Genomic DNA, 18,288 nt, shown 5'->3' on the forward strand with positions numbered 1-18,288 from the left:
CTCAAACGTCCACTACAAAGTCTATAGAAATACTAGTCGCGCATAATAGCGGCCATAATCGCTTTTTGTGCATGCAGTCGATTTTCAGCTTCATCAAACACTACAGAATGCGGGCCATCGATGATACCCTCACTCACTTCTTCCCCACGATGAGCAGGCAAACAATGCATGAACAAATAATCTGACTTTGCATATTTCACAAGTGACTCATTCACTTGAAAGTTCTTGAATGCTTTTTCGCGCTTCTCTTGTTCAGACTCAAAGCCCATACTCGCCCATACATCAGTGTAAATAAAATCTGCATCCGCTGCCGCTTCCTGTGGATCGCTCGTCAACGTTATCGCTGCTCCGTAAAGTTCAGCTTGTTCTTTGGACTGTTTAATCACATCCGAATCCGGCCCATAACCTTCTGGTGTTGCTACTGCGATGTGCATACCCAACTTAGCAGCACCCATCATAAGTGAATGTGCCATATTGTTGCCATCACCGATATAAGCAATCTTCAGCCCTTCCAATTTGCCCTTCTTCTCATAAGCAGTCATATAGTCAGCTAACGCTTGACACGGGTGATTCAAATCAGACAATCCGTTAATAACCGGAACGGTTGCACTGCGTGCTAAATCAATAACGGTGCTGTGCGCAAATGTACGAATCATAATGCCGTCCACATAACGTGACAAGGTTTGCGCCGTATCGGAAATCGTTTCGCCACGACCAATTTGGATATCATTTTTACTCAAAAACAACGCCGTTCCACCTAACTGGAACATTCCCACTTCAAAGGATACCCGTGTCCGAGTGGAAGACTTTTCGAATATCATCGCAAGTGATTTGCCTTTAAGAGGCTGGGACGGTGTACCCGCCTTTTGCAGCTGCTTCAGTTCAATAGCATCATGTATCAAGGCATATATTTCTTCTTGTGTATAATCTGCAAGAGCGACAAAATCCCGCCCTTTCAAGTCCAATTGAGTCGTTGTCATAGGGCTTATGCCTCCGTTTCAAACCATTTCTGTGGCTTCATCTATATTTTTATAGCTGGCGTAGAGCCAACTTGCTAAGTCATTCTATCCTTTTTTCACAGCTAGGCTGCTCTGATTACATGCAACTAACCGACTTGAGCTGGTTGCTCTGTCAGTACACGTTCTATGATTGCTACAGCTGCATTGATTTCTTCTTTCGTGACACGCAAACTTGGCAGCAGTCGAATCACATTCGGACCCGCAGGTACCACTAACAATCCTTCTTGGTGCATTTGAGCAATCATTTCTCCTGCCGCACCATCGTATTCAATACCGACGATAAGCCCCATTCCCCGAATTACTTTCACCTTCGGATGTGCACCCAGTTTCTGATGAAGCTGCGCCAATAAATAACTACTGATCTCAGCTACTCGTTCTGGAATGCGCTCTTCAATATGCGTTTCTAATGTACCGAGAACGGCTGCCATAGCAATTGGTGTTCCACCAAACGTCGTACCATGGGTACCAGGACCAAATGCATCGCGTAAATATTGCTTCGCTAACATTGCTCCAACTGGGAATCCACTGCCCAATCCTTTAGCTACTGTAAAAATATCTGGTTTCAATCCAAAATGCTCATGGGCAAACCAGCGTCCTGTACGTCCGACTCCTGTCTGCACCTCGTCAATAATGAGCAGCAGCCCATGCACAGTACATAGATTGGCCACACCTTCAGCAAACTCAGCTGTAATCGGAATAACGCCACCTTCTGCTTGCACCATTTCCAGCATGATAGCGCATGTTTTATCCGTGATCGCTGCTTCAAGCGCTTGGATGTCGTTATAAGGTGCATAGCGGAATCCCTCAGGTAACGGTGTGAAACCATCCTTCACCTTGTCTTGACCTGTCGCTGTCAGCGTTGCCAATGTCCGTCCATGGAACGACTGTTCAAACGTAATCACTTCATAGCGTCCTGTATTCGCAATTTTTTGGTGATAGCGACGAGCAAGTTTGATTGCCGCCTCATTCGCTTCAGCACCACTGTTGCAGAAGAACACGGCATCCGCACAGCTGTGCTCGGTTAGCAGCTTTGCCGCCTGTTCTTGCTGCGGGATATGAAACAAGTTCGAGACATGCCACAACGCATCCAACTGTTCGGTCAGACGTGCTTTGACCTGTTCAGGTACATGACCAAGATTTGTTACAGCAAGCCCGCTCATAAAGTCCAAATATTCTCGCCCGTTCTCATCCCACAGTCTGCTGCCTTCCCCTTTTACAAGCGTAATCGGGTAACGGTTATATGTAGGAAATAAAGAACTATTGTTGGATACGCCTATCATATTATTGCTCATCGACTATCCCTCCCTAATTGAAAGTACGAATTACTACGAATTCTATACGATAGAAACGGATTCACGTACAATTCTAGTACCGATCGCTTCTCCCACTGCTAATTTTCGAATCACATTCGGCTCTGTCCCATGCGCGATAATTACTTCAGCTACGCCGCCTTCCATACACTTCATAGCCGCTCGCACCTTCGGGATCATACCTCCGTATATTTCACCACTAGTAATCATGGCTTCGATCTCCTCTGTCGTAACGACAGGAAGCACTTGCTTCTCTCCATCCACAACTCGCATAATACCCGGCACATCCGTAATGACTAGGAGCTGCTGCACACCTAGATGGTCTGCCACCGCACCCGCCGCTGTATCAGCATTGATGTTATAGCGCTGGCCTGCCGCATCAATTCCGATCGGTGCAACAACTGGCATATATCCCATTTCAATAATGCCGTTAATGATTTCTGCTTGCACACCAACCACATCGCCAACAAAACCAATTTCAGCTGCGTTCGAGACAGGCTGGGCCACAATTAGCCCTCCATCTGTGCCAGATAACCCAATAGAGCTTGCACCTAGTCGGTTCAGTCTGCGCACGATTTGCTTGTTCATACTGCCGGCTAGTACCATTTCTACCACATCGAGTACTTCTTCACTCGTCTTGCGCAAGCCATTGACGAATTCCGTCTCAATACCAAGCTTGCTCAGCGTCTCTGAAATGGCAGGGCCTCCACCATGCACAATAATCGGCATCGTTCCCGATTGCTGTACCTCTCTTAATTGTTCGTAGAAGCTGTCGGGCAAATCAGCAAGTGTGCTGCCCCCGCACTTCATCACGAATCGCCTCAACTTCCCTGCTGAATGTCCCATACGACTTCTCCTCTCTATGTTCGATATGCCGCGTTAATACGGACATAATCATATGTGAGATCACAACCCCATGCAGTTGCACTTCCTTGCCCCATATGGAGATCAATCATAAATACGATCGTATCTTCCTTCAAATAAACCAACGCCTGTTCCTCGTCAAACACAACGGGAGTAGACTGTTTCAATACAGGGATCGGTCCTAGGAAAATATCTACGGAATCCGTGTTCACCGCTTCACCTGAGTACCCGACAGCCGCAATAACGCGGCCCCAGTTCGCATCAGCTCCAAACACAGCTGACTTTACAAGACTGCTGCCGACCACACTTTTCGCAATGGCGCGAGCGGCTTGATCATGCACCGCCCCGTTAACCCGGACTTCGATCAGCTTCGTTGCTCCCTCTCCGTCACGAGCGATGGCTTTAGCCAATACTTCGTTCACATAGTGGAAAGCTGCCGCAAAGGAAGACCAATCTGGATGCTCGGCATGCAGCGGCTGATTGCCTGCCACCCCACTTGCCATAACGACCAGCATATCATTGGTGCTTGTATCGCCATCGACGGTAATCATGTTGTACGTTGCATCCGTCGTCTGCTTGAGTAGAACATGAAGTACGTCCGACGACACGACCGCATCTGTCGTAACAAAGCCAAGCATTGTCGCCATGTTCGGATGGATCATGCCCGAGCCTTTGGCTGCGCCTGCGATTGTCACCAACTGGCCGTCGACCTGAACCGTTACACATACTTCCTTCTTCACGAGGTCGGTGGTTAGTATCGCCTGGCAAAATTGCTCGGCACCGTCTCGCGCCGAGCTAAGCTCAGCTGGGAGCGCCGCAATGCCGCGCTCTACGCAATCCATCTTCAGCGGCTCGCCGATGACGCCTGTCGAGGCTACCGCTACTTGATGCGCGGGCACGCCGAGCTGCTCGGCGAAGGCATCGCGCATTCGGTACGCGTCCTCCTCACCTTGCACACCTGTGCAGGCATTCGCGTTGCCGCTGTTGACGATGACGGCGCTAAGCTTACCTTCCGCCGCTAAGCTTGCACGTGTCACGTGAAGCGGCGCCGCTTGGAACGCGTTCAGCGTGTACACAGCTGCCGCCGTTGCAGGAACATCGCACACGATCGCGCCGATGTCGTTGCGGCTCGTCTTTTTCAATCCACAATGAAGACCTGCTGCCCGGAACCCCGCCGGGCTTGTAATCGAGCCGTCTACAACTGCAAATGGCTGTTGCCCGCTCCCACTCTGATCTGCACCATCGGCAACCGTTGCCGACTCAGATATCGCCTTACTCGTCATAGCTATCCCTCCGCCTACTCTATATCCAACTGCTTTATATCTAATGGATACTGGTCCGTATCGATCTAACGATTACGGATAAACAGGTACATAGGACAGTCCTGTTGTTTCATCCCAGCCCATCATTACGTTCAAGTTCTGAATGGCCTGCCCAGCCGCACCTTTCACCACATTATCAATGACGCTAATAATGGTTACTCTCTGCGTGCGCTTATCTACGCTAAAGCCAATATCGCAATAGTTAGAGCCGTACACTTCCTTCGTTGCGGGCCAAGTGCCCTCTGGACGGACTCGAACGAACGGACGACCCGCATAATGCTCACTGTACAATTGCACAAAGTCTTGATCGGTATAGCTGCCGTTCAATTTGGCATACATGGTGCACATAATTCCACGCGTCATCGGCGTCAAATGCGTTGTGAACGTAACCGTCACTGGCTGCCCATGCACATCTTGCAACACTTGCTCAATCTCAGGAATGTGCTGATGTCGATTAACTTTATATGCTTTGAGATTCTCATTAATCTCCGCATAATGGCTGGTCAAGCTAACTCCCCGCCCTGCACCCGATACACCTGATTTCCCATCAATAATGATAGAATCTGCATCAATCCAGCCTGCCTGAAGAGCCGGCCCAAGCCCTAACAGCGTCGCGGTAGGATAACAGCCAGGATTGGAAATAAAAGAAGAGCCTACCACATCGTTACCGTACCATTCACATAGTCCATACACAGCAGCGTTCAACAATTCATTGGATGCTGGCTCATGTTTATACCACTGCTCATATTGCCCACCATTTTTTAATCGGAAGTCTCCTGATAGATCAATTACTTTCAGCCCGACAGCCAGCAGCTGTGGTACCAACTTTGTACTCACACCAGAAGGCGTAGCCGTAAATACAACATCTGCCTTTGTTTTTATTTCAACGGGATCAACACCGTCCAACGTATTCATCAAAATTTGATTCAAATGCGGATAGCCCGCCGCAATCGATTCTCCTGCGCTCGATGCTGAGATTACTGATGTAATTTCTACTCCTAGATGATGGACCAAAAATCGAATAAGCTCGACACCCCCGTACCCTGTCGAACCGACAATTGCAACTTTCACTTTTGATTGAACTTGCTCTGTTGTATGCAACTACCTCTCTCCCTCCATTTGACACTCTGGAATCCAACCGCCCGCTGGCTCCAAATAAGTATCTATTCAACTATGTATTACCGATTTAGAAGTTATGCATTATTATACTTACTATGTTATATAGATACAACAACTTTTTTGCTCAGCTTGTCGTATAAAATGAGTAAAAACAGACGAAAAGCAAAACAAAACCCTTATGTAACAGCGTTTTTACGAATTCATAATTTCTATAAAATTTTTATTTATGAATGCACATTATTCATTTATGTATGAATAATGTATAACATAAAAAGTGAATCTCTCTTATCCAACTAGCCTCATTTTAAAAATGAGCATTAAAAAAGGACCGTCTGCACGGTCCTACGTAGTCCAACAATACAACAATTGCATTAGTAGTATTCTTTTGGGGTCAAAATAGGTAAGCCCCTACCTCACGCATCATTTTATGCTGGAATTTTAAAGCCCTCACCTAACACTTCATTTGTATCGCTTATAATAACAAATGCATTTGCATCAACACTCTGCACAAGCTGCTTGAGCTTAATGACTTCCGTTTGGCCGACTACTACCATTAGCACAATACGTCCTTCACCGGTATAGCCACCTTCACCCTGCAACTTCGTCAAACCACGGTTTAAGTCCTTCAAGATCGCACTGCTCATCTCATCTGTCTTATCCGTAATGATAAATGCTACTTTCGTATAGCTGAATCCGACTTGCACGACATCAAGTGTCTTGCTCATGACAAACAAACCAATCAGGGCATACATTGCATCCTCAAACGACAATAATACGCCCGCCAAAATAATGACGATCCCATCACACATCGCGATTGCGAGCGGCCTGCTGACACCTAGATACGTATGAATAAGTTGAGCCGTAATTGCATTCCCGCCTGTTGAGCCACGACCATGGAACACAAGTCCAAGACCAAGACCAATTCCGATACCACCAAAAATCGAAGCCAGCAATGGATTATATGTAGCAGCCGGCAAATCTGAGGTTAAAAAAATGAATGATGGCATAGCGATTGAGCCGATCAATGTTCGAATACCAAATTGCTTGCCTAGCAACATGACACCTAAAATAAAGAGCGGGATGTTAAATGCATACTGAGTGATTGCTGGCACCCATCCAAATACTTCTTCCAAGACGATCGACAATCCAGAAATACCTCCGGAAGCAATCTTATTCGGCAATTGAAACATATTGAATGTAATACCCATAATGAAGGCTCCGAACAAGATTAATCCGTAATCTAACACAACACGAATCGGGTGATTGACCGGAAATAGCGGAGCTCCTCGTCGTTCACGCTTTAATGACCAAGATGACATAAGTATACATTCTCCTCTTTTATAATACTGCTTACATTTTCACACCTCAACATGTCATATCTCAAAATATACCGATACGGCCCACTTCACATGTAGTATGCGCATCTATTCAATGAGCATTCTTTGTTAAGGTACAGCGTTCAAGCATACAAAAAAAACCTGCCCCGACAATGTCGGCGCAGGTTCATTTTAAAGTTACTATTAGCTTTCCGAAGAAGATACAATCCTAGTGCGCAAATAGGCTTCAATGAACATGTCGAGGTCACCATCCATGACGGCGCCGACATTGCCAGTTTCCGCTGATGTGCGGTGGTCTTTGACCATGCTATACGGGTGGAATACGTAAGAACGGATTTGACTGCCCCAGCCAATCTCCATTTGCTCTCCACGTATTTCCGCCAGATGCTTCTGCTGCTCTTCGATCTTCCGCTCAACGAGTTTGGAGCGAAGATGCGTCATCGCACGTTCACGGTTCTTGATCTGAGAACGTTCTGTTTGACAGGTAACAACGACACCAGTAGGGATATGCGTAATCCTTACCGCAGAGTCTGTTGTATTGATGTGCTGTCCACCCGCACCACTTGCACGGTACGTATCGACCTTCAAATCTTCTGTACGAATTTCTACCGTTGTATCATCCGTAATCTCAGGTACAACATCACAGGAAACGAACGATGTATGTCGACGTCCAGAGGAGTCAAATGGCGATATACGAACGAGTCGATGAACACCCTTCTCTGCTTTCAAATACCCGTAAGCATTAAAGCCTTTGATGAGAAGTGTAACACTCTTAATTCCCGCTTCGTCGCCAGGCAAATAATCAACGACTTCAACCTTAAAGCCACGCTTCTCTGCCCATCTCGTGTACATACGCAGTAGCATTTGTCCCCAATCTTGAGACTCCGTACCACCAGCTCCGGGATGCAACTCTAGAATTGCATTAAATTTATCATATGGCTCGCTCAATAACAATTGCAGCTCAAAGCTTTCTACCTTATCAAGCAGTTGCTTTACTGAGGATTCCAACTCAGTCGCAAGCGATTGATCCTGTTCTTCCTCGGCCAACTCCAGCATCATAGCTACGTCTTCATGTTCCTGAGACAAAGCCTGATATTGGTCAGCAATGCCTTTCACACCGTTAAGTTCAGCAATCAGGCCTTGCGCACGTTCGTTATCGTCCCAAAAGTCAGGTGCAGCCATTTTTTCTTCATAGTTCGCAATCTGCTCCAACTTAAGGTCTAAGTCAAAGAGACCCCCTAAGATTTGTGAGCTTGGATGCGATATCTCGCAGTTGATGACGGACATTTGGATCGATCATCATAATTCACCTCACTAAATATTTATGCACATAACAACGGGCACCCAATGCGGCTGCCCGTTGCTACATACAGTTATACCTCTAGTAAGAATCGTAACGCACACCAGTCAATTAAACTTCTGCCTACATATGAAGGCTATCCGCTCTCAGACTAGTCATTGCACGTCACTTACTTACCGTGGCACTGTTTATATTTCTTGCCGCTGCCGCAAGGACAAGCGTCATTACGTCCAACTTCTTCGTCCTTTTGTACAGGACGCTTCACGCCAGGTTCAGCATTCGTAGAGATTTTACTCTCATCAATGACAGCTTGACGCTCTACTTTTTGCTCTACTTGAGACTTCATCACGAGTGTCGATACTTCTTCCTGAATCGCTGCAATCATTTGATGGAACATTTCGTAACCCTCAAATTGATATTCACGAAGCGGATCTGTACCGCCGTATGCACGAAGATGAATACCTTGACGAAGGTGATCCATCGCATCAATGTGATCCATCCACTTCGAATCTACCGCACGTAGCACGATAACTTTCTCGAATTCACGCACAAGCTCTTCGCCCATCGTTTCTTCGCGCTCAATATATTTAGCTTCAACTTTCTTGAAGAGGAACTCTTTAATCTCCTCTTTCTCTTTGCCCCAAAGATCGTCCTTCGTAACTGAACCATCCTCAAGCAAATGAAGGTGCATATATTTCACAATTTCTTCGTAGTCCCAGTTCTCTGGAACTTCTTCATCGTTACAATGTGCTTCTACAATACGATCGACACAAGGTGAAATCATATCCATAACGATTTGGCGGATATTCTCTGCTTCTAGCACCTCACGACGCTGCTTGTAGATGATCTCACGCTGTTGGTTCATCACATCGTCATATTGAAGAACGACTTTACGCATATCGAAGTTGTTACCTTCAACACGCTTCTGTGCGGACTCAACAGCCTTCGTAATCAACTTCGACTCGATCGGCTGATCTTCTTCAAAGCCCATACGCTCCATCATTGCCATAATGTTATCAGCACCGAAACGGCGCATTAGCTCGTCTTCAAGAGACAAGTAGAACTGAGAAGAACCTGGGTCACCTTGACGTCCAGCACGACCACGCAACTGATTATCGATACGACGGCTTTCATGACGCTCTGTACCGATAATGTGCAGACCACCCTTTTCAGCGACACCTTCGCCTAGCAAGATGTCCGTACCACGGCCTGCCATGTTCGTGGCAATTGTAACGGAGTTCGGCTGACCTGCACGAGAAATAATTTCTGCCTCTTCCGCATGGAACTTGGCATTCAACACTTTATGCTGAATACCTTTCTTACGGAGCATGTCAGATAAGCGCTCTGAATTTTCAATGGAAACCGTACCTACTAGTACTGGCTGTCCCTTCTTGTTACATTCAACGATTTGCTCAACCGCAGCCTTAAACTTGCCGTTAACTGACTTGTAAACGACATCCGGTATATCTTTACGTTGATTCGTTTTATTCGTTGGAATCTGAATAACTTCAAGACCGTAAATGCTCTTGAATTCTTCTTCTTCTGTTTTCGCTGTACCTGTCATACCCGCCAACTTGCGATACATACGGAAGTAGTTCTGGAATGTGATCGTAGCAAGAGTCATGCTCTCGTTCTGAACTTCCATTCCTTCCTTCGCCTCAATCGCTTGGTGCAAGCCATCGCTGTAACGACGTCCAGCCATCATACGTCCTGTAAACTCATCGACGATAACAATCTCGCCATCATTAACTACATAGTCTACATCAAGACGCATAATATAATGCGCACGAAGTGCTTGCTGAATATGATGATTTAGCGTTACATTCTTCACATCGTACATATTTTCGATACCAAAAGCTTTTTCAGCCTTCGCCACACCAGCCTCTGTAAGAGACACCTGACGCGTCTTCACATCGATGGAGTAGTCTTCCTCCACCAAGCGACGGATAAAGCGATCTGCTCCAAAGTATAATTCAGCAGACTTTGCAGCCTGTCCCGAAATAATAAGTGGTGTACGTGCTTCATCGACCAAAATAGAGTCTACCTCATCGATGATCGCAAAGTTCAAAGGACGCTGAGTCATTTGTTCTTTATACAACACCATGTTGTCACGCAAATAATCGAAGCCGAACTCATTGTTCGTTCCGTACGTAATATCACAAGCGTATGCTTCCTGCTTATCATCAGGATCCATATTCGCCAAGTTCAAACCTACTGTCATCCCGAGAAAGTTATAAACCTGAGACATAATCTCGCTATCACGAGTTGCCAAATAGTCATTGACTGTAACGACGTGCACGCCTTTACCTGCCAACGCATTCAAATAAACCGGCAAAGTTCCAACAAGCGTTTTACCTTCACCCGTTTTCATTTCCGCGATCTTGCCCTCATGAAGTACCATACCACCAAGTAGCTGTACATCATAATGACGCATACCCAGGGTACGCTTCGCAGCTTCTCGAACAGTAGCGAACGCTTCCGGTAAAAGCTGATCCAATGAATCACCTTTCTCGATACGCGCACGGAACTCATCCGTTTTCGCACGAACCTGTTCATCCGTTAATTTTTCGAACTCCGGTTCCAAGCCATTAATGAACTCAACGGTCTTCATTAACCGTTTTACTTCACGTTCATTGGCATCTCCGAATATTTTTTTCACAAGTCCTAGCATGGTTAGCCCCTTTCACGCAAAACAGAACGTATTCTCACGGCTTATCTTGCTAAATTAGGCCTGCAACAGAGAACTTGTTCGTTGACTCGTTTTGCAATAAATTGTAACATTTTCATGGGATTGTCGCAACCGTCCCAGCCCCGTCTCGGGGATCTATAAGTCTTATAATCTATTATACGTGAAAAGAGCCCATTCCGTTGTGGGAAATAGGCTCTAATCTTCATAAATTAGGGACGTCGTCCTTTATAATTAGAAAGTGCGCCTTATCAATTAGCCTTGCTCAATGAGGCCGTAGCGACCGTCATTGCGGCGATATACGACGTTGACTTCCTTCGTGTCAGCATTAGAGAAGACAAAGAAATTATGTCCAATCATATTCATCTGGAGAATCGCTTCCTCCACATCCATCGGCTTCAGTGTGAAACGTTTCGTTCGAACGAGCTCTAGCTCATCCTCTTGTTCCTGGACTTGTACGGCTGAATGTGCAGCATCCCCATCAGTAAACAATTGCTTCAATCCACCGTCATGACGCTGGCGGAACTTACGGTTTACTTTGGTCTTATGCTTGCGTATTTGACGCTCTAGCTTATCAACTACTGCATCAACGGATGCATACATGTCTTTGCTGCGGTCTTCCGCACGCAATAGTAAACCTGGCATTGGAATTGTGACTTCAACACCGTGTAAATCACGGGTAACGCTTAGCGTTACGTTCAAGTCAGAAGTAGGTGCTTCAAAATAGCGTTCAAGTCGGCTTAGCTTCTTCTCCACATACTCGCGGAGAGCGTCAGTAACTTCAATCTGTTGGCCTCGAATGCTGTAATTCATAGGGCACTCCTCCTTTGCTTACCTCTATTATATCATATGGGCACACATGATTTCAAAAGAACGTTTACGATTGTAAGAACTTTATTTCATTACATGTACCCGTTCTGAATGAGGATTGAAACAATAAGAGGACATCTTAATGAACATAGATGATCAAACGTGCTGTATTATGAAATTGCAGAAAGAAGCCGCATATTTCAAGTGAAATACACCCTAACCTTAATACAGATAAAATGGGTGCCAATGAGTGAAATGTTGAGGAGGAGTAGGAGTATAAAGAGCAACAGTAAGGCTAACAATACTATACAATTCCAACTAGGATAAGTTGTTCGACTACTATGTAATATAGACAGAAAAACCCTCTGAACAAGTCAGAGGGTTTAGCTACCGTATCATATATTATTCGGCAATTGCCGGTATAATTACAATTTGATTACGTTAGCTGCTTGTGGTCCGCGAGCGCCTTCCACGATATCAAACTCAACTGCTTGACCTTCTTCTAGTGTCTTGAAGCCATCAGTTTGGATAGCGGAGAAGTGAACGAACACGTCGTTACCTTCAGCTGTTTCGATGAAACCGTAACCTTTTTCTGCGTTGAACCATTTAACTTTACCTTGCATCTTTATACATCCCTTCATCTTCAAGTACCGTGAAGTTTATCTTCACAATATCGACTATATCACCAGGTGGAAGCGGTGTCAATGAAAAATTGTTATATGTTTCTAGTCCGATGTTTTCACCAACTTCGCCCAACTCGACACAATTTCAAACCCCACCTTTTCATGCATTTTATGTGCTTGGAAGGTGTAATAATAAGCAAACACTTCTTTTCCTTCACGCAGCAAATCTGAGCAAAGTTTACAATAAATCGAGTAAGCGTACCCCTTGCCTCTTTCCTCCGGTTTAGTAAATAACCCAGAAGTCACACCTAATTGATTGGTTTGCGCATAAGTTGCACAATGAGAAATAATAGTTCCGTTACTCTTTACCACATAATTCCTACCGAATCCTTCAGCATGTCGCTCTTTTAATTGATGCTCTAGCAAAGTAGCATCGTAATGCCCTCCCAGCCCCTCATCTTCAATCAATAACCTTGAAATTTCATACATATCGTCTATTGAAGCTATCTCGATATTGCTGGAATCAAGATTAACGACATTTTTTATTTGTCCAACACTTCCAAACTCAGCTTCATATTCTGGCAGATACTCTTGAATATGGTTAATAATTTGTCCCGTTCCTGTAATAATGGAGGGGTTATTGGCGCCAATAAACTCTACAATATCATCCAGCGCATAAGCAGCATGATGGCTATAAATATGGATGCCAGTATAGTATTTGGCCATCAATGCATTTATTTCACCATTGTCATCCAAACTAACCCAGACATTAAAGTTGCTATTATTAAATCCATATTTATTTAGATTTATATATAAGTATAAACACTTAGAATAATCGTCTCCAATATACTCTAGCACAGGGGTTCTCCATGACATATCACATTGCATTAGCATTCCGTCCCCCCCCTTTCTTGTTATATCAAAAAATCCGGGCTACTTCTTCTTTCTTTGTAAAACAAACATCCATTGCTTTGTTTCTTTCTGAGCTTTAATGTCCTCATAGAAAAACTCTTCGTTAGTCTTCAATTCAAAGCCTGCATTATACCAGACTTCAAACATGTCTTGATATTCTGCCTTTGTTCTATAAATTGCACTATACTCATTCTCCAAGTCTTCAGAATAAAACTTATTCAGAGTGAGCCTTCCATCCAATGCAATCGGCTCCGATAAATAGATCAAGCACTCATCATCAAATCGTTCAACAAGTTTACTCATCACTTCTTTGGCATCATCATCATTTATGTACATCAATACACCACCTGATATGACAAAGCGGTTGAATTTCTTTTTAATAGGAAACGAAACAGTTTCATCTACAAACTCTTGGATAGAAGAATGAACAAAATAGGTCGTATCTTTTTTTTCTATATCCTCTCGCAGTTGTATGATATTGATGAATTCCTTTATATAATCTAAACCGACAAAAGTATCTGCAATTGGAGTTATATACTTAGATATTCGACCTGTCCCACAGCCTGCTTCAAGAACAACACTATTCTCATCCAGCTCCAACAAAGGAAATCGGTGTTCTAATTCAAAATTTGTCCATGCCTCTATCTTGCTTTTATCTTTATCGCCACACAACACTACCGGCGCATCTATATCAATAGAAATTTTATCTACTGCTCTTTTTTTATAAAAGTCTTTCAAACTCTCTGGATCAATGTGAACATGCTCTTTATATATTCTTTCCAACAGCCGTCCCCCCTCCTAAACACATATGCTTGCTATAGCTATAGCTTTAGTTCAGTCCCATCCAGAAATTTAATATACGTCGCATAAGTATGTCCATGCCGTTTCTCTTCTGGAGGCAGCTTCATATACTCTCCATAAATATAAGTCAAAATTTCATCGTAGCCTTTAGGTGCATCAAAAGTATGTCCTTCAAATTCAACCTTTATCGTCTCAGAAAACCACTCACGTTTAAATATGTATCCCGACATATAGTTGTGAGAGGCAAGTAACGCTGTTTCATTTTTATTATCTAAATGAGCAAAAAACTCAAACACACGTATAACTAGCTTTCGTGGAATAAAGGAAAGAACGGTGTATAACGCTTTACTAAAAGGATTACTTAACGTTTTCTTGCCAACAGGAGCCCATAAAAGTTTTCTACATATTTTACTCATAAACATAGATAGCTTCTGCTTATGCTTATTACGAGACATGTTGTCTAGCGGAAAAATATCAATGAATATCCCATCTAGTTGTTTGAGATGTTCTTGTCCATATCGAATAAAAGACGTATCCTTCAATTTCAACTTTCCATAAACCCAATTGTAGTGCTTATCCGTTTGCTGATTTTGCAAAAAGAACTTGGTATCATCTAGTTCAACACTGCAAATTTCGCAAAATTTATCATAATCTCCCCTACTCATTTCGATATCTATATCATCATCCCAAGGAATAAATCCTTTATGTCTAATTGCACCGATTAACGTTCCATATGATAAATAATATCGAATATTATGTTTTTTACATATTCGATCTACTTCAATTAATAGAGACAACATTTCCATTTGAAGCTTTTTTAACTGTTCATCCGTTAGCTTAATATAATCTATTCCTTGTCTCATATCCCACCTATACTAAACAACCTTTACTTTATTTATGTGTGCAATGATTCTTTCATAATCATCAAAATAATCAATTTCCGACCAAAACATTCCGCTAATATCAATCGTTTCTATGTTCTTCTTTTCTTCTTCGACTAATGAATATAATATATTTTCCCACCACAATTGGTGCTGTTGAGTTCCTATTAAATATTCTAATTTCTCTGTGAACTCTGCTAAAAATGCCTTTCTTATTTTTCCAATCCCTACATATTCGCAAGTTCGTTCTTTTAAAGGTAGATCTTTACCATATTTCTTAATGTATCCATTCTCTAGCATTAAGAAGTAATCACCTTCTACTGTCCTACCCGTGTCCACCATTAATGCACAATCTTTCTTCGTCTCTATAATTAAATCTAAAATATCATCTTCAATATACACATCACCATTCATAATTATCGTATCATCTGTTAGCTCTTCTCTGGCAAACCAGAAAGAAGCGATACTATTCGTCACATTATAGAACGGATTAAAATAGTAGGTGACATCCAAACCTTCCAAAGCTTCATAAATTTTAGTTTCACGATAACCGACGCAAACAATTGGTTGAATATTTCGCTCCAATAACATCATTACACTTCTTCTAATTAACGGCATTCCACTAACAGGTAATACAGATTTGGGGATTTCCTCTATCATTCTTGATATTCTTGTTCCTCTTCCTGCTGCCAACAAAATAGCCTTCATGAGCTCGTATCCCCCTCTATACTGAATCTATGTACATATCACATCATTAACTTGATCCACTTCTTTAAACTGCTCCCAAAATATGCGCATAGTATCAATGCTGCCAGTAGTTACTCTAATCCAATCCGACAAAATAGGTGCATGATAAGTCTTTATTAAAATATTTCTCTGCTTCAATGCTTCAAAAATTTCTTTCGGTTTCTTATTGCTTTTAATTAGTACATAATTACCGTAATTAAAATGATATTTATAGTTATACTGTTCAAGCTGCGATAATAAATAATCTCGACCATGTTTCTCTATCTCAATTAAATCATCAATAATTTTTGTATCCTCCAGTAGCATTTCAGCGAATCGAATTGCAAAACAGTTAACAGGATACGTTGAACACGCTTTTTTTATTTCACTAATCAATTGATCATTTGAAATGATAAATCCAACTCGACATCCAGCAATAGATAGCATTTTTGAAAATGTTCGAAATACCATAACATTATCGTATTCATTCACAACATGTAAAAATGTTGTAGGATTGAAATAATAATAGGCCTCATCGATGACAACTACTGCATTGTTTTCTCTCGCTTTTTCTATTACAGCTCTTACTTCCATTTCCGTCCAAGAAGCTCCGACAGGACTATTAGGATTCAATAAAACAACGATTCCCGTATCAGAATCAACGGTGGCGAGTATATCATCTAGACTCACTTCGAATTTTTCATTATAAGGAACAGGTGAATGCAGCATTCCGTACATATTTATGTACACAGCGTACATTTCGAAGCTTGGGCTAACTGAAACCACCTTTTTCCCAGGCTCACCAAATACTTCGAACAACAATCGAATCGCATCATCTGAGCCGTTTGTTAAGCAAATATTAGTTGGTTCACAATGCAAATACCCTGCTAAACGTCCGATTAACGAAGCCATTTCAGGATATGTGGCAACATACTCAGGAGTTATACTATTCATTACTTTCTCAAAAAATGGAGTAGGTAGCCCTTCTGGGTTCTCATTCATATCCAATCTAAGATAATTTTTTCGACTTTCACTATATGATGTTCTATATAATTTTTTTATATTTGGATTAACATAATACATGTTAATTCTACCTTCCTTCATGTAGCGCAAATAATTTTTGAAGCACTTCTTTCTTAATACTTTGATGAATCTTTTGTCCCGATGTACCATCCGCATTACTTATGCTGTTTATAAATCTGGAAATACGCTCTTCTTTATTAACATCTTCATTATTCTCTACCATTTCGACAAATTGTGATACAGTTGTATTTTTACCAGTAAAGTAACAGCCTAAATAGTCAGCATAATAATACCTATTAGGTTCCAACATGTGTTCACTTAAGAGGCCTAATACCGGCTTCTCCGTCACAATGTATTGCAGCATAACAGAACTATAATCACTTATGATTGCGTCAGATGCAGCTACTGCTGGATAAATATCACTACTATAATCAATAGTTATATTAGCAGCTTGCTTCAACTGTTCTTCCATCTTCTCAAATGCATCAACTAGATGCGGCCGCATTGTCTGTAATGTGACTTTCGTAAGCGGGTGCGGGCGCCAAATTAATGCACTTTTCTTATGAGAAATAAAATAATTTAAAACATGCACAATTTGTTCAAACCAGCTGCTAGTAGATAAGAGATCAGCTATACCTGTATTAAATAAAAATACTTTCTTATCTTTCATCGTTTCTTTCCAAGAAACCGGAAGCTCTTTATGCTCTTTCATTACTGCCAACGTAGCATCAAGTTTAGGAGACCCTAAATTCAATACTTTATTAGCCCCAACTCCGTTTATAAGAAAAGCATCTTTTGTACGATTTGATTGCGCAATAATTTTAGTTACATTTCTGAAAGCTGGGAAAGCGGGTATATCTGGTTTCTCCGAACTACCAGCCATATAATAAGGAACATAAACTAACATATCTGTATACCGGGCGAGATTATCCGTAAAGAAGCGCGGGTTAACCATCGTAAGTGTATTGTATCTATCATATGGATTGTGTATATAGATAATATCCGGACATCTATTTTCGAAATCATACTTCTCATATGACACAACATTTAAATCCTTGGGAAATTGATCTCCTTCATAGCAAACCTCAGAAAATTGCCCTTCAGAGTTCTTTTCATAGTACGGAATTGGCACGACATAGCAAGAACAATTTAGATCCTGCTCAGCTTCTCTGTAAATGCTTTCTAACGAGTCCCACATAGACACCTTGTATGGCATAAACGCTATTTCTATATCGGTCCTCACATCATCTACAATCATAGATTTTATATTAATTAATATATGCTTTATTTTTTCTAAATGAGAGATATAGAATTGAGGTTCTACTGTATCTAACATTGCCAAAGAAATAGTGTTGATTGCTTGCTTAAGAAGTACACATACTGCATGCTCTTCACTCATTAAATTAGTCAAAAATACTAATCCATCATGACAATCCCGTAGTATGACAATTTCTTGCTTATTATCAATTTTTGCAGCATAATCTACGCCGTTCTCTATCGTAGCAACAAGATCTAATATTTGTTGTTTTTGACTTAATCTCATCTCATGTATCCT

Annotated in this window: 16 protein-coding genes; all 16 read right to left on the reverse strand. The window is 42.3% G+C overall.

The annotated features are described in order from the left end of the window. Window positions 1-32 precede the first annotated feature (32 nt). On the reverse strand, window positions 33-980 hold the full coding sequence (gene argF, locus H580_RS0104795; protein ID WP_028593771.1) for an ornithine carbamoyltransferase: 948 nt from the start codon (window positions 978-980) through the stop codon (window positions 33-35). Between the two features lie 125 nt (window positions 981-1,105). Beyond that, a complete protein-coding gene (locus H580_RS0104800; protein WP_028593772.1) occupies window positions 1,106-2,311 on the reverse strand; it encodes an acetylornithine transaminase in 1,206 nt (401 codons plus the stop codon). 42 nt (window positions 2,312-2,353) lie between these two features. After that, window positions 2,354-3,175 (reverse strand): acetylglutamate kinase, encoded by an 822-nt coding sequence (gene argB, locus H580_RS0104805; RefSeq protein WP_028593773.1) that lies wholly within the window; start codon window positions 3,173-3,175, stop codon window positions 2,354-2,356. Window positions 3,176-3,189: 14 nt separating this feature from the next. Next, entirely contained in the window at window positions 3,190-4,476 is a 1,287-nt protein-coding gene (gene argJ / locus H580_RS23420) for a bifunctional glutamate N-acetyltransferase/amino-acid acetyltransferase ArgJ (RefSeq protein WP_084508959.1), read from the reverse strand. Between the two features lie 72 nt (window positions 4,477-4,548). Further along, window positions 4,549-5,616, reverse strand: coding sequence for an N-acetyl-gamma-glutamyl-phosphate reductase (argC, locus tag H580_RS0104815; RefSeq protein WP_028593774.1), 1,068 nt, complete (start codon window positions 5,614-5,616; stop codon window positions 4,549-4,551). Window positions 5,617-6,059: 443 nt separating this feature from the next. Beyond that, on the reverse strand, window positions 6,060-6,953 hold the full coding sequence (locus H580_RS0104820; protein ID WP_028593775.1) for a YitT family protein: 894 nt from the start codon (window positions 6,951-6,953) through the stop codon (window positions 6,060-6,062). Window positions 6,954-7,154: 201 nt separating this feature from the next. Further along, window positions 7,155-8,271 (reverse strand): peptide chain release factor 2 gene (gene prfB / locus H580_RS0104825; RefSeq protein ID WP_245583501.1). Its coding sequence is split into 2 segments (ribosomal slippage): window positions 7,155-8,198 and window positions 8,200-8,271, totalling 1,116 coding nucleotides; the frame shifts between segments, so codons are not numbered across the junction. 169 nt (window positions 8,272-8,440) lie between these two features. Then, a complete protein-coding gene (gene secA / locus H580_RS0104830; RefSeq protein WP_028593777.1) occupies window positions 8,441-10,942 on the reverse strand; it encodes a preprotein translocase subunit SecA in 2,502 nt (833 codons plus the stop codon). Between the two features lie 270 nt (window positions 10,943-11,212). Next, a complete protein-coding gene (gene hpf, locus H580_RS0104835; protein ID WP_028593778.1) occupies window positions 11,213-11,770 on the reverse strand; it encodes a ribosome hibernation-promoting factor, HPF/YfiA family in 558 nt (185 codons plus the stop codon). 422 nt (window positions 11,771-12,192) lie between these two features. Then, window positions 12,193-12,390 carry a cold shock domain-containing protein gene (locus H580_RS0104840; protein WP_019424729.1) on the reverse strand — a complete coding sequence of 66 codons (198 nt, stop codon included), beginning with the start codon at window positions 12,388-12,390 and terminating at the stop codon, window positions 12,193-12,195. A 102-nt stretch (window positions 12,391-12,492) separates the two neighbouring features. Continuing rightward, entirely contained in the window at window positions 12,493-13,284 is a 792-nt protein-coding gene (locus H580_RS0104845; protein ID WP_028593779.1) for a GNAT family N-acetyltransferase, read from the reverse strand. A 39-nt stretch (window positions 13,285-13,323) separates the two neighbouring features. Continuing rightward, a complete protein-coding gene (locus H580_RS0104850) occupies window positions 13,324-14,085 on the reverse strand; it encodes a class I SAM-dependent methyltransferase (RefSeq protein ID WP_028593780.1) in 762 nt (253 codons plus the stop codon). 38 nt (window positions 14,086-14,123) lie between these two features. After that, window positions 14,124-14,966 (reverse strand): LicD family protein, encoded by an 843-nt coding sequence (locus H580_RS0104855; RefSeq protein ID WP_028593781.1) that lies wholly within the window; start codon window positions 14,964-14,966, stop codon window positions 14,124-14,126. A gap of 12 nt (window positions 14,967-14,978) precedes the next feature. After that, complete coding sequence (locus H580_RS0104860) at window positions 14,979-15,692, reverse strand: phosphocholine cytidylyltransferase family protein (protein WP_028593782.1); 714 nt, start codon at window positions 15,690-15,692, stop codon at window positions 14,979-14,981. 27 nt (window positions 15,693-15,719) lie between these two features. Next, window positions 15,720-16,793: a pyridoxal phosphate-dependent aminotransferase gene (locus tag H580_RS0104865; RefSeq protein WP_028593783.1), complete on the reverse strand. Its 1,074-nt coding sequence runs from the start codon at window positions 16,791-16,793 to the stop codon at window positions 15,720-15,722. Window positions 16,794-16,800: 7 nt separating this feature from the next. Further along, window positions 16,801-18,276, reverse strand: a complete 1,476-nt coding sequence (locus H580_RS0104870) for a CDP-glycerol glycerophosphotransferase family protein (protein ID WP_028593784.1) — start codon at window positions 18,274-18,276, stop codon at window positions 16,801-16,803. Window positions 18,277-18,288: the final 12 nt, after the last annotated feature.

Source organism: Paenibacillus assamensis DSM 18201 (assembly GCF_000422445.1).
Lineage (GTDB): Bacteria > Bacillota > Bacilli > Paenibacillales > Paenibacillaceae > Paenibacillus_B > Paenibacillus_B assamensis.